Source organism: Thermomicrobium sp. CFH 73360 (assembly GCF_023806465.1).
Classification (GTDB): Bacteria; Chloroflexota; Chloroflexia; order Thermomicrobiales; family Thermomicrobiaceae; genus Thermomicrobium.
On the sequence record NZ_JAMSLS010000001.1, the window covers coordinates 362646 to 375523 of the forward strand.

12 protein-coding genes are annotated in these 12878 nt (G+C 60.8%); 5 read left to right on the plus strand and 7 right to left on the minus strand.

The features are described from left to right. Positions 1–218 precede the first annotated feature (218 nt). Positions 219–686, minus strand: a complete 468-nt coding sequence (locus NET03_RS01575) for a hypothetical protein (RefSeq protein WP_252127135.1) — start codon at positions 684–686, stop codon at positions 219–221. 80 nt (positions 687–766) lie between these two features. Beyond that, the gene (locus tag NET03_RS01580) at positions 767–1996 is read right to left on the minus strand and encodes a DUF711 family protein (RefSeq protein ID WP_252127136.1); all 1230 of its coding nucleotides are present in this window, start codon (positions 1994–1996) and stop codon (positions 767–769) included. Positions 1997–2074: 78 nt separating this feature from the next. Between NET03_RS01580 and NET03_RS01585 the strand changes: the two genes are divergently transcribed. Together NET03_RS01585 and NET03_RS01590 are read left to right on the plus strand one after the other, a co-directional pair. Then, entirely contained in the window at positions 2075–2887 is an 813-nt protein-coding gene (locus NET03_RS01585; RefSeq protein ID WP_252127137.1) for a serine hydrolase, read from the plus strand. A gap of 18 nt (positions 2888–2905) precedes the next feature. Continuing rightward, complete coding sequence (locus tag NET03_RS01590; protein ID WP_252127138.1) at positions 2906–3625, plus strand: PIG-L deacetylase family protein; 720 nt, start codon at positions 2906–2908, stop codon at positions 3623–3625. A gap of 2 nt (positions 3626–3627) precedes the next feature. Here the strand turns inward: NET03_RS01590 and NET03_RS01595 are convergent, their stop codons facing one another. Both NET03_RS01595 and NET03_RS01600 read right to left on the minus strand, forming a co-directional pair. Continuing rightward, entirely contained in the window at positions 3628–4542 is a 915-nt protein-coding gene (locus tag NET03_RS01595) for an LLM class flavin-dependent oxidoreductase (protein ID WP_252127139.1), read from the minus strand. A gap of 884 nt (positions 4543–5426) precedes the next feature. After that, the gene (locus tag NET03_RS01600) at positions 5427–5990 is read right to left on the minus strand and encodes a YceI family protein (RefSeq protein ID WP_252127140.1); all 564 of its coding nucleotides are present in this window, start codon (positions 5988–5990) and stop codon (positions 5427–5429) included. A 406-nt stretch (positions 5991–6396) separates the two neighbouring features. Between NET03_RS01600 and NET03_RS01605 the strand changes: the two genes are divergently transcribed. The 3 genes from NET03_RS01605 to NET03_RS01615 are packed head-to-tail and all read left to right on the plus strand — an operon-like array spanning position 6397 to position 8541. After that, entirely contained in the window at positions 6397–6777 is a 381-nt protein-coding gene (locus NET03_RS01605; protein ID WP_252127141.1) for a winged helix-turn-helix transcriptional regulator, read from the plus strand. Between the two features lie 19 nt (positions 6778–6796). Continuing rightward, on the plus strand, positions 6797–7729 hold the full coding sequence (locus NET03_RS01610; RefSeq protein WP_252127142.1) for a BtuF-related (seleno)protein: 933 nt from the start codon (positions 6797–6799) through the stop codon (positions 7727–7729). 5 nt (positions 7730–7734) lie between these two features. Then, on the plus strand, positions 7735–8541 hold the full coding sequence (locus NET03_RS01615; protein WP_252127143.1) for an ECF transporter S component: 807 nt from the start codon (positions 7735–7737) through the stop codon (positions 8539–8541). On the opposite strand, the gene NET03_RS01620 is transcribed toward NET03_RS01615, so the two are convergent. The 3 genes from NET03_RS01620 to NET03_RS01630 all read right to left on the minus strand — a co-directional run bounded on the left by NET03_RS01620 (position 8538) and on the right by NET03_RS01630 (position 12816). Beyond that, on the minus strand, positions 8538–9728 hold the full coding sequence (locus NET03_RS01620; RefSeq protein WP_252127144.1) for a CaiB/BaiF CoA transferase family protein: 1191 nt from the start codon (positions 9726–9728) through the stop codon (positions 8538–8540). The genes NET03_RS01615 and NET03_RS01620 overlap by 4 nt on opposite strands. A 101-nt stretch (positions 9729–9829) precedes the next feature. After that, positions 9830–10507 (minus strand): response regulator, encoded by a 678-nt coding sequence (locus NET03_RS01625; RefSeq protein WP_252127145.1) that lies wholly within the window; start codon positions 10505–10507, stop codon positions 9830–9832. Between the two features lie 116 nt (positions 10508–10623). Next, on the minus strand, positions 10624–12816 hold the full coding sequence (locus tag NET03_RS01630; protein WP_252127146.1) for a sensor histidine kinase: 2193 nt from the start codon (positions 12814–12816) through the stop codon (positions 10624–10626). Positions 12817–12878: the final 62 nt, after the last annotated feature.

Sequence of the window (12878 nt, forward strand, 5' to 3'; positions counted from 1 at the left end):
AGAAACCGAGGTGACACTCGCCCCTTAAGGGCGACGATAACACGCACCGTCGCTATGCGTCAAAATGTGCTAACGGGCAGACACTGCATCACCAGACTCGGGCGCGAGCAGGAACCTTGCTCAGCCCTGATGAGGCAGCGAACGTCGCCGCCCACACTACCTAGCAGCCGCCCACGTGGGGAAGCGCCGGGCGAACTCGCTCTTCGCACAGCGCCCACTCATGAGTCAGCTGCTTCCTCAGCAGCCCCTTCACTGGCCAAGCGCCGAATCATCCGTGCAATTTCTGGCCTCATAAAGTAAATCCGCCGGCCTGGTGCCTCGTCACCGCCGGTACGGAACTCGACTGGCTCCTCCTTATGTGGGAAGCGCCGCATTGCATGCCCGACCGAACTCAAGCGCCCCCCAATCACCCGAGCCGGCACCCCAAGCGCTCGCTCGAGCTCGACCATCGGATACCCTTCGGGACGTTTCGCAATCTCAGCCAAGATCTGTCGGGCTCCGTCCTGCAGCCGACTCCAGAACTGCCGGAACTCTTCGAACGTCCATGCTTCTCGCTCACCAGGCACCCGGGGCAGCTCACTCACTTCGAATTCTCCTGCCGCCAAGCCAGCGAGACGCTGGAGAACCTCTTGAATCGCACCGATTTCCTGAGAATCACCCTCGATAGTGATCACGATCCGGGCCATCGTCATCCTCCGTCAAAACACCAACCTACACTGTCAACATCAACATTCTACTCTCTCACAAGAGCTGATGCAAGCCCCACTCACATCGTACCTCTATCGTCTAAACCTGCCTCAGTATTCTGTCCAGAATCGTTTCCGAACCACTGCGTCGGTACCAAGCCTTCGACTGCCAAGACTCCAGCTGGAGCAAAGAAGGGAAAATCAAAACGTACACCCTCTCCGGAACGATGACCCGGAATGGGCATCAGACGCGCTGTCAGCGGCTTGCCGAGACGTGTCGCAAGTGTGGCCATATCAAGCACGATACCACTCAGCTGAGGCGCCGTGACGTCACCAGGCAAGGGAACAACGTCTAACCCGACACCACAGACCGCAGAAACCAAGAGGAGGCTGTGAAGATGTAAACGGCCTTCCCGCGCTCGCCGCCCCAGGACAGCATCCTCTAACACCGGTACCATGAGACCGCAGAAGCCGGTCCGCGGCACCGGGAGTCGCTGCAGGACACGAGTAATCATCGCCGCCACCGCAAGCACGCCCGGCCCTCCAAACGGTACCAACCCCAGCCGCTCAAATGCTGCGGCGACACTTCGCTGTTCCTCGGGATAGGGAGCGAGGGAACAGTCGAGTCCGAGGAAGCGCACACCCACCGCCTCGGCAAGTTCCTGCACCGTGCGTACCACGCGCGTCGCCACTTGCGTCAAGCGTTCTTCTAAGCGCCGCTCCGCGTCCGCGAGATTCGACGCCGTGCTCAAGACCTCGACTGCCTCATCCGCCACTTCCCAAGCGATCGCCAATGCGGGTGGTCCTCCATCGTGATACGCTGCTGGGAAGAACGGGATGCCTGGTGGACAAAGGGCAAGTGCCGCAAAGCGCAGGTTCCCAAAGCCCCCTGAAGTCCGCTGGGCGAGGGTCGCGATAACCTGTCCACAGTCACCAACAGCCGGCAACGATATCGCTCCCCCCTCGTCTGTGACTGCGATCGCAGCGAAGAGTCGCTCTTCTCGCACCAGTGCCTCAAGCATCCCTGGGAACCATGCCCGTTCGTGCGGTCGAGCTGGTCCCATCGAGACATAGTCGAAGCCAAACGTATGAGCCAGTTCACACAGCTGCCGTGCGAACTCCAGTACCTCCTTCGGTGACACAATGGTCGGGAAAGGTTGGGTCGCTAACCGCACGGTCTGAAGCTCGAGCTCGTTCCCCGCAAGAGCCCCGCGTATCTGTGTGGCAAGCCCCGCGATCTCCTCGCCATTCGTGATCGTGCCGGCACGCCAGATCGCTTTCCACCCAATCGTCACCGCTCGCACGCGCATTGTCGCTCCCCTCAAACTGGCCTCACCTGTCGTATCGACACCGCTATACTGCCACTGAGGCGGAAGGTGCGGACGGGCATGGCGTCCCATCCCCCAGCAATCCAGTTGGCTCTGGAACGCGTTCCGGCTCGTGTCAGGCTCTTCTTCTCCGATCTCGATCGTCAGTGGGAGATCACACACGACGCTGATCACCCTGTCACTGCGGCAAGCACTATCAAGTTGCTCATCCTTGTGACCCTCTACCGCGCATTCGCCCGCGGTGATCTTGACGCGAACGAGCCAGTAGCAGTCACGCCAGACGTGGTTGTTCCCGGCAGTGGTGTCCTCCGTTGGCTCCAACAGCAGCCAACTCTGACGCTGCGCGACCTCGCTGTCTTGATGGTGATTGTCAGCGATAATACCGCATCAAATCTCCTCATCGACCGCCTGGGTTGGTCGGCCTTCACCGCACTGGCAAGCGAACTCGGTCTCGCCCAAACCGCTCTCCGCCGTCGCTTCGCCGGACGTGCTGCGCTCCCTGGCGCGGAAGAAAATGTCACAAGTGCCCGCGATCTCGCTCAGCTCTTGGTATCCGTGGAAAAGGGTGAGATCATCCCAGAAGGGCCATGGCTTACGGATTTGCGGACGATTCTGACTGCGCAGCAGTTTCGCGACATTATCCCCGCGCGACTTCCCGCTCATGTCCGCCTAGGAAACAAGACCGGGAGTCTACCAGGTTTTCTCCACGATGCCACGCTCCTGTGGGCCCCGCACGGCCGAGCCACACTCGTCCTTCTCGCCAGTGATGTCCACGATGCAGAGTTCACTCGCCGTGCACTCGCCGATCTGGCTCGTGTTATCTATGACGAGTGGTGGATGGAGACGAACCGTAAGCCATCCGACCGTTCATGAGAGGAGCAAGAATCATCGATGACGACACCACGTTCTATCGGTGAGCCACCAACTGCGGAACGTGTCCTCATCATTGGTGCCCATCCGGACGATCCGGAATTCTTCTGTGCTGGGACTGTTGCCCGCTGGGTCACGACAGGCACGAGTGTGCATTATGTCATTGTGACCTCTGGGGACAAGGGTGCGCCTGGAGACTGGGATACCCACGAGTTCTCTGCCGAAGTCCGTGAGGCCGAGCAGCTCGCGGCAGCCCGCGAGCTCGGCGTCCAAGGCGTGACCTTCTTGCGCCTTCCCGACGGGGAGGTCTTCGACTCGCTTGCACTCCGCGCACAGCTCACCGCAGAAATCCGCCGTTTCCGACCCGACATTGTGGTGACGCACGATCCCCTGACACGCCTTTACCGCCAACATCCCGATCATCGGGCAGTCGGCGCGGCGGCACTCGCTGCAGCGTTTCCCGCCAGTCGATTGGCAACGTTCTTCCCGGAACAACGTGCGGCAGGGCTGCAACCGCACGTGGTGCGGATCGCTTTGCTCTTCGGCTCCGACCGCCCCGATACGTTCGTTGACATCGCGCCGGTCTTTGAGCGCAAACTGGCAGCACTCCGCTGCCACACCAGCCAGTTGGGAGCTTTCCCAGGCGGAATGGAAACGCGCGTCCGCACGCGAGCACGTGAAGCGGGGGCTTCCGTCGGCTTGGAACTCGCCGAGGCATTTCTTTGGGTCGACCTCGAGTGAGGTCAACGCTGGCCAAGCAGTATCTGCACGCGTGGAATGACCTCTTCAATGAAGCGACGCGCTTGCGTGACATAGTCCCCAGCCACCGGCCAGAAGAGAAAGGTGTCCATTCCACTTTCCGCGAATCGGGCAATCGCGTCGGCCCAGTCTTCAACCGAGCCGCTGAGGAAGCCGGGGCGATTCACCCGGAGCGGGCGACTTCCCGGTACGTCAAGCACACCAAGCAGGTTGTAAAGCCGGCGAACGAACCGCGGATCTCGGCCAGCCCTCATTGCACCTTCGTCAACCAGTCGATTCACCTCGACCAACCGTTCGGGCAGGACATACGGCGTGGAGATCGTCAGACCATCCGCGAGTGCTCCGGCGAGGCGCAGCGAATGTGGTCGGATGGCCCCAACCCAGAGCGGAATCGGATGCGCTGGAGCTGGACCGAACGTGAGTCCACTGACTCGAAAGATGCGTCCCTCATAGGTCACTGGCTGCCCAGTACCCGCAGCGTCCCAGAGAAGGCGGCAGAGTCGCACTGCATCCTTGAGTGCAGTCAGCGCCTCATGCGGCGGCCAGCGCGGCCCACCCATTGCCGCGATCCCGTCCCAGAAGGCACCCGCACCAAGGCCGAGCTCGACACGCCCACCACTCAGTCGATCGAGTGTCGCCGCAGCCTTGGCCAGCATCACTGGATGACGCAGGGCAAGGGTGGCCACGTTCGTGAGCACGTGGACACGCTGCGTCCGAAGCGCAACAGCCGTCAACACCGTCCAGGTCTCAGCAAACCGTGGGTTGTAGGCATGATCCTGCATCGCGATCAGTGCAAGACCGGCTTCGTCTGCCAGTGTGAAGAGCGCAGCTGTCTCCTCTGGACGATCGACCAGCGGATCAATGTTCAGCCCGAATCGTATCGTGCGTTCAGTGCTCATTCGGTTCTCTGCTCACCCCGGTTCGAACTCAGCCCCCGACCCTGCTCCTGTTTAATTGCCGGCAAATTGGGCCGCTTTCTGAGCGCCTTCAGCGGCCAGTACCCGTGTCCGCTCTCAGTTCAGAACATTTGCCGCCAACCATACACGCCTGGCAGGGAGCGACCGCAATCCAGAGCACCGCCGGAGCATGCCGGGAACGACGCGAGCTGTCATCACCCGTGAAGAATCCAGCACCGTGGGAGCGATTCGTTCGCTCTGTGCATCCGTCAAGAATATCCGGTCGAGCTTTCTTGCCGCAGTCCTAACGATGCACGCACCTCGTGCCGATTGTTGCAAGTTTGCAAGTTTCCCACACGAGCCCCCCGCTGACACTTCCCGCGACTATCCCGAGCCAGAATTTTCGAGCGTCCATGCTGCAGCGTATTCGACACAAGCCATCCACTCACTTCTCCAACGCACCCTAAAGACGAGGGCACCGGCGACACCCGTCACGGCCGCGAGCGCGAACCAGCCGCTCGTGATCCATCGGTGACCGCACTACCTAAGCCCATGGACCCGATCCGCGCTCTGCCCAAGTGTTGCCATCCGAGAGATGACCAGCACACGGCAGGAGCCAAGACACATTTTCGACCTCCGGTGGACATCCGGTCATGACAATCGCACCCTCGGAAAGCAACCAAATTGACGTTGACCATCTGGCGCCCCCGAAGGACGCTCTCCGAGCCGCGGAGCGAGCCAGTATGCAACAATCCACGAACTCATCAATTCTGTTCACCATGAGGCGGGGCGGGATCATCATTCACCGACATAGCAGTTTCCCGTCCCGCCTCGCGCTCCTTGGGAAATGGAACGGGGTAAGAAGAACCTTGTCCCGTTCTGAAGTCTCAGCCTGCCTCCTTGCGGACGAGCTCTACCTCGATAAAGACGTCCACTGTCTCACCGACCAGCCAACCACCTGCCTCGAGCGCAACATTCCAACTCGCGCCAAAGTCATGCCGGTTGATCTTTGTGCGCGCCTCAAAACCCGCTCGTATGCCACCCCATGGATCCCTGGCAACGCCGTGGAACTCCGCGTCGAGCGCAACTTCCTTCGTGACACCACGAATCGTGAGATCACCGATCACACGAAATCGGTTCCCACCGAGTGGTTCAATCCGCTTGCTCACGAAAGTGATCGTTGGATAGTGCTCGACATCCAGAAAGTCAGCAGAGCGCAGATGTGCATCACGCCGCTCTTCACGTGTATCGATGCTGGCAGCATCGATAGTCACTTCCACCTTCCCGTTCTCTGGATGTGCCGGGTCAAACTCGACCCAACCGGAGAAGTTCTTGAACTGACCACGAACTGTGGTCACCATAAGATGCCGCACAGCAAAGGTGATCTGGCTGTGCGTGGGGTCAATCTCCCAACGTGCAAGACCCGTTAGCTCCGGGGTCAGAGATGTCATTCCCGTCCTCCTTCCGTTACCACCCTTTAGCTACGTATTTCGTAGCAACTACGCGTATAATAGTTTCATGATGATCGGTTGTCAAGGACCCAGTCATGCCCGGCACCGCTCTTGGTGCGCCTGCGCGGCAATCCGCGTCCACCTGCACGCCAGCGCTGCGACGCGTGAAGCACGAGCTCCGCTGGCGCGTTGCAGCCTTCCCGTGAACGGCATACGCTCGGTGAACGAAAAACCGCATGCGCATCTGTCTCCCCACACCTCTTGGGCACAACGTCACCGAGCGGAGACAAGCAACGACGAGCATGGTATTGCGTTCGGCTGTTCAACACTTTGCTGCGGGTGTTGAGCTACAGCGGACACGTCTCTCTGATCCTCATACGGTACAATGACGAAGTGAGGATGAACGATGCGACGCGACACTCATCAAGAAGCGACTTGCCCGATCGCTCGCGCGGCACGTCTACTCGGCGACCACTGGGTACTGTTGATCCTGCGCGAACTGGCACAAGGGAACCGCCGGTTTCAGGAGCTCCTGATCGGCACCGGGATTAGTCCCGCTGTCTTGTCCCAAAGGCTGCGCTATCTGGAGGCGGAGGGGCTTGTAACGCGGCATGCGTATGCCGAGGTTCCGCCACGTGTGGAGTATGCACTGACGGAGAAGGGACGGGCAGCGCTACCAGTCATTGAGCAATTGCGCGAGTACGGAGAACGGTGGCTCGCCCCGGAGCCTCCGTCCGCTGAGGACGAGATGGTTCCTCACAACGCCTCCGGTGCGTCGACCGCGTGAACGACGAGGATGCGTGCCAGTGCGCATCGTTTCGCTGCTCCCGAGCTTGACCGAGATCGTTTGGGCACTCGGCCTCGCCGACCAACTCGTTGCCGTCACGCATGAGTGTGACTATCCGCCTGCTGTACGCTCCAAGCCGCGCGTCACGCGCAGCCTACTTCCGCCTGGACTGAGTCAAGCGGAGATCGACGCCGCCGTGCGAGAACGCGTTGCCGCTGGACTCCCCCTCTATGAACTCGATACTGCGCTCCTTCGAGCGCTCGAGCCCGATCTGATTCTTACCCAAGCGCTCTGCCCGGTCTGTGCCGTCTCGGTTGACGACGTCTGCCAACTCGCCACCACACTTCCACGACCACCGCGCGTTGTCTCCGTCGAGCCAACGACTCTTCGAGAGATCTTTGATTCGATCCTCACGGTCGGAGCCGCCACTGATCGCTCGCACACTGCGCATGCAGTGGTCACCGCACTCCAGCGGCGGCTCGCGTGGATTGCAGAGCGCGTTGGTGAGCCAGCAACCCGACCCCGTGTTGTTTGCTTAGAGTGGCTCGATCCGCCGATCGTCGCCGGCCACTGGGTCCCAGAGATGGTCGCGCACGCTGGCGGTGTAGACGTGCTCGGCATCCCCGGACGTCCCTCCTTCACGGTCACGTGGGAACGCGTGGCTGAAGCAGCCCCGGATATCCTTGTGGCAATGCCCTGTGGTTACGATCTTGAGAAAACACGGCGGCTGAGCAGCGAACTGCTCGGGCATCCGGCACTGCGCCTGACACCGGCCGTCATCCGGGACGCAGTTTGGGCTGTCGACGCATCGAACTTCTTCAGTCGTCCTGGACCACGTGTGATACACGGCGTCGAAATTCTTGCCGCACTCTTTCACCCCGAGCGCTGCGTTCTGGATCCCCAGCGGCACGCCGCACCGCTTCGGCCTGTGCAGCTCTTTCCGTCGGTATGAGTCGCGTGGCAACCCTCACGAGTCATGTGAGCCTTGCACTTGCCACTATCGGTGGAATTGTCGCTTTCCTCTATCCTTTCTTGCTCGCGGCACTCGGTTTGGAAGTCCCACAGCAACGTGGTGTTGAAATAATCTTGCTCTTCGCGCTCCTTGCGATCACCTCACTCGTTGTGCTTCTCACGCAGCTGACCGATGAGCACTGCGCCCAGACGGAACGCTCACGTGCGGTCGCCCTGCTGGCGGCACTCGTTGCGATCGACTCCGTTTTGCGGTTCATTCCCAGTCTGATCGGTGCAAGCCCAATCTTTCTGTTGATCATCGCGAGCGGCTACATCTTTGGCACACGATTCGGCTTTTTAATGGGCTCGCTGACATTGTTGATCTCGGCTGCCCTCACCGGTGGGATAGGCCCATGGTTACCCTTTCAAATGCTCTCTGCTGGATGGATGGGTGCCACAGCCGGATGGTTACCACGGCGTTCAGGAAGGGCCCGGCGATTCTGGCTGGCTGCGTTTGGCGCCTTCTGGGGCTTCCTCTTCGGCGCACTGATGAACCTCTGGTTCTGGCCGTTCACCGCGCCGGGTGCCACCGAAAGTGGTGGGCTCTACTGGACGCCAGGAATGTCGCTCAGTGAAACCCTTCACGCCTATGCCCGCTTTTATCTCACCACCTCACTCCTTTTCGACGGCACACGCGCCCTCGGGAACGCCCTTCTGGCCTTACTCCTGGGGGAGGCAGTGTGTCAGGCGCTCGAACGGTGGCGAGATCGTCTCGGTTGGCGGCCGTGGCACGAACTCGTTGCCACCGACTAGATCGCTCCCACCTGGCGCATCGCCGCGATCTGATCACTGGTGTAGCCGAGATCCTGCAGGACCTCATCGGTGTGCTCGCCGAGCAGCGGTGGATGCCGACGGATCGCCGCGGGTGTTCGCGAGAACCGCCAGGGGAAACCTGTCTGATCCACTGCCCCGAGAGTCGGGTGCGGGATGCGCTGAACGAGCTCCAGGTGCTGGACTTGCGGGTCGGCAAAGACCTCTGGCACGGTGTAGATTGGCCCACACGGAACTTGCACCGCATCAAGGCGGGCAACAATCTCGGCTGTCGTCAGAGTACGCGTCACCGCCTCGATGCGCTCAACGAGTTCAGGCAGATTCGTGATTCGACCAGCATTGGAAGCAAATCGCGGATCGTCAAGTAAGTCCTCCAGCCCCAACGCCCGGCACATGCGCGTGAAGATGGCATCGTTTCCTGCAGCGATGTTCACGTGACCATCAGCGCTTCGAAAGGTCTGGTAGGGCGCGACAATTGGATGCGCATTCCCGGTGCGCTTCGGCACTTCTCCAGTTGCAAAGTAGATCCCAGCCTGATACGTCAGGAGAGCTACCTGGCCACCAAGCATCGACGTGTCGATGTACTGGCCCTCGCCGGTTTGCGCCCGATGATAGAGCGCCGCGACGATCGCGAGCGCAGCGAACATACCCGCAGCGATATCAGCGATCGGCACGCCGAAGCGAACCGGCTCTCCATCAGGAAAACCAGTCACGCTCATGAGGCCCGACATGCCTTGGACAATGAGGTCATATGCTGTACGATCCTTGCCCGGGCCAGTCTGCCCAAAGCCAGAAATCGAGCAATAGATGATCTGGGGCCGCCGACCGCGCACCGCCTGATATCCAATACCCAGCCGATCGACAGTCCCAGGGCTGAAATTCTCGACGACAACGTCAGCCTGGTCCACAAGCCGCCAAAAGACCTCTTGCCCCGCTGAATGCTTGAGATCGAGCGTGATGCTGCGCTTGTTGCGGTTGACCGAGAGATAGTACGCACTCACGCCATCGATGAACGGCGGGCCCCAGGCCCGGGTATCATCACCCGCACCCGGTCGCTCGATCTTGATGACATCTGCACCGAGATCACCGAGCAGCATTGTGCAGTATGGGCCAGCCATCACACGCGTGAGATCAACAACGCGGACACCGCTCAGAGGAAGCCGCTCCATCCCTGCTCGCCTCCCACCCATCCATCCGTAACAGCGAACGCCACCGTTCCCCGGTGGCGCCACTCTTACTCTGCCATATCCACTCGCCAGGCGCTAGATCTCTACCGCCGCGGGACGTCCGTCGGGCGCGGGACGAGGCCATGCGAGATCGCGTAAATGACCGCCTGGGTGCGATCACGGACACCGAGCTTTTGGAAGAGCGCCGAAAGGTTGTTCTTCACTGTGCTTTCGGCCAAGTTCAACGCATCGGCAATCTGGCGGTTGTTGTATCCCTGGGCCAGGAGCCGCAACATCGTCAACTCACGATCCGAAAGCTCCTGACCTCGTGTCGGTGCTTTGGCGAGCAGGCGCTGATACTCACGCATCAGGATCGGCGCGAGTTCGGGGTCGATCGTGGCTCCACCTTCGGCCGCGACATGGATCGCGCGGAGCAGCTCCTCTGGTTTGCTGTTTTTGACGAGATAGCTTCGTGCACCAGCACGGATTGCATGGAGCACATACTCCTCGTCGTCGTACATCGTGAGCATGATGACGTGCACGTGACGGTGCTGTTGGACAATCGCCTCCGTGGCCCGGATACCATCCATACCCGGCATGTTAATGTCCATGAGTACCACATCCGGCTGGAGCTCGGCGACGAGCCGTAAGGCTTCTTGGCCGTTCGCCGCCTCTCCAACCACCTCGATCGTCCCGTCACTCTCGATGAGTTGTCGTAGCCCTTCACGGAAGAGATCATGATCGTCCACGATGAGCACCCGAATCCGCTGCTCGCCTGCCATCTCTCGCTCCCGCTTACCTGCTCTGGTCGTGCTCAGGGACAGCCCAAGCCCTGCTCCATTCAACCCCACCACCCGCCCATTTGTCATCACCGGATTGTCCTATTCCCTGATCAGGTTCATTCGCGACGAGCTGGCACTGTGATTGCCACTGCAGTCCCGCCATCCGCTAAACCTGTGGCTTGCATCGTTCCTCCGCTCAGGCGCACCCATTCCTCGGCTAGCGCGATTCCAGGTAGACGTTCCCACATCTCCTGCCCCACCCACGGCCCGTCATCGGCGAGCACAAGCAGCACTGCCCCATCCCGCCGCTGTCGCAATCGAATGGCAAGCCGGCTGATCCCAGCTGGCAGCCGCGCCTGCTCGATCACGATCTGCGCAATACGATAGAGTTGTGCTTCAATGTCCGGTGCAGGCCGCTCACGCAGCTCGCCTAAGAACTCCACATCGAGCCCCCGTGTGCGTTTGAGCTGCGAGAAATAGTCACGCAGCGCAGCCACGAGGCCCAAATGGTCCAACGATGCTGGCCGGAGCCGGAAGATTGTATCGCGTAACGTCGCAATCTGATCTGCCAGGAGATCACGGACCTGTTCCAGTTCGAGCATCGTCTGTTCGATCGGTTGCTGTTCAGCTCGCCGCAAAGTGAATTCGATCCGATAGAGGCTGGAAGCGAGTCCTTGCAGAACTCGGTCATGGATCGCCTCGACGAGTTCCCGTCGTTCCCGCTCTTCCGTAGTTAGTGTGTCAACGAGTGCACGTTCCCGGCGCTCACGGGCCACACCCTCATCAACACGTTGGTTGAGTGCCTGCGTGTGCGCGCCGATCGCCGCTGCAAGACGCTCCAGCCAGCCCTCAATCTCCGACTCTAATGTCCTTTCGCTTAACACAACCACTGCTCCCTCACCATGCGGAAAGGGAGCGACAAGCCCACTAACCGGCCGAAGATCCTGCGGCAAGACCGTACGCCACCGCTCCCACTGCTCTGCGTCAAGGCGAGTCACTCGTCCTGCTGTCAGATACGGAGCAAGAGGTGATTCCCCAGCGACGTCCCGGCGGAGCGAGTGTGGTCTCCCCTTCGTCACCCAGAGGAGGGTGAGCTCAGTACCTCGGCGGAGGGCCAGCCCGACCGCGGAGACCGAAAAGCGTCCAACAAGCAGATACCAAACTGCACGAGCCACCGCTCCTGGTTCACCCTGCTCGACAAGTGCTCCTGCAACCTCTTCTACCCACTGAGCGTGTGCGCGAGCACCAGAAAGTTGCTCTTCCTCATTGACCAGAACGAGAAGCGTCATCAAGTTCGCTCCGAGTGTCGCCAACAGCGCACGTGCCTCCTCCTCACCTTCCGCATCGCTCTCACGCCAGGCAGCGAGAATGAGCCCCCGTGTCATTTCGCCATGTTCTGGAAGTGGCACCGCGAGGGCAGAGGAGACACCAGTCGGAAAGAGTAGACCGACGATCGTCCTGTCACGCCACTCCTGAGCTCGCCCCTGTAGAAGCACCCCGCGGAGGATCATTGCGACGCGCGTACTCGCGATAGCGGCTGGGTCCGGCTGTACTCCCGGGGCACCAACGCCCGCCACGAGCTCTGCCCGCTCCTCACCCGTCCAGCGCACAAGCACCATCGCCTCGGCACGACTTCGCCAGCGCACTGCCTCGAGGAGACACACAATCGCCTCCCGTGCGCTGGTGGCCGTGGCGAGTGCGTCACGGAGAAGGCGCGCCGCTCGTTCGGATGCGCTGGGTTCTGAACAGCTGACCAATTGGCCGATGAGAAGACCGAGCAGACCAGCCAGAAGCGTTGCATGCGCACGGTCCGGCTCAGTGAACGCCAGCGCGCGTCGGCGGCCGACATCTACACGACCAACGACACGCCCACCAGTATGAAGCGGCAGCACGAGGACCTGCGCGATCCTGTCCCGCGAGAGCTCAGTTTGATCCCCTTGGCCGAGCACCGCTTCCCACGATGTGCCAACGAGCGGGCCAGTGACAAGTGTCCATGGTGACAAACGCTCAAAGCCGGACGGAGCTGGACGGGTCACGTCTTTGGGAGGTGCAGTCGCTTCACCCCGCTGTGCAAGGAGACGAAGCCCCTCCTCGGGGCGGTAAGTCCAGAGACGAACCAGATCAGCTGTCAGTGCCTGCTGCACGAGAACCGCAAGCTCATCCCAGGCCAGACCCTCGACCGGAACACGCACCACAAGGTCGAGCACGTGGTTGAACCAGGATGGCAGTGCACTATCGGAGCCACGCACTGCGCCCTCTCGCGGTATGACCTTCTCCCGCCTCAGCCACTTGAGACAGCGATGATTCATGCCCCAATCCTACAGTCGCGGCCACTCCACCGCGCTCATCAAAACGATCGACAGTATCGAGA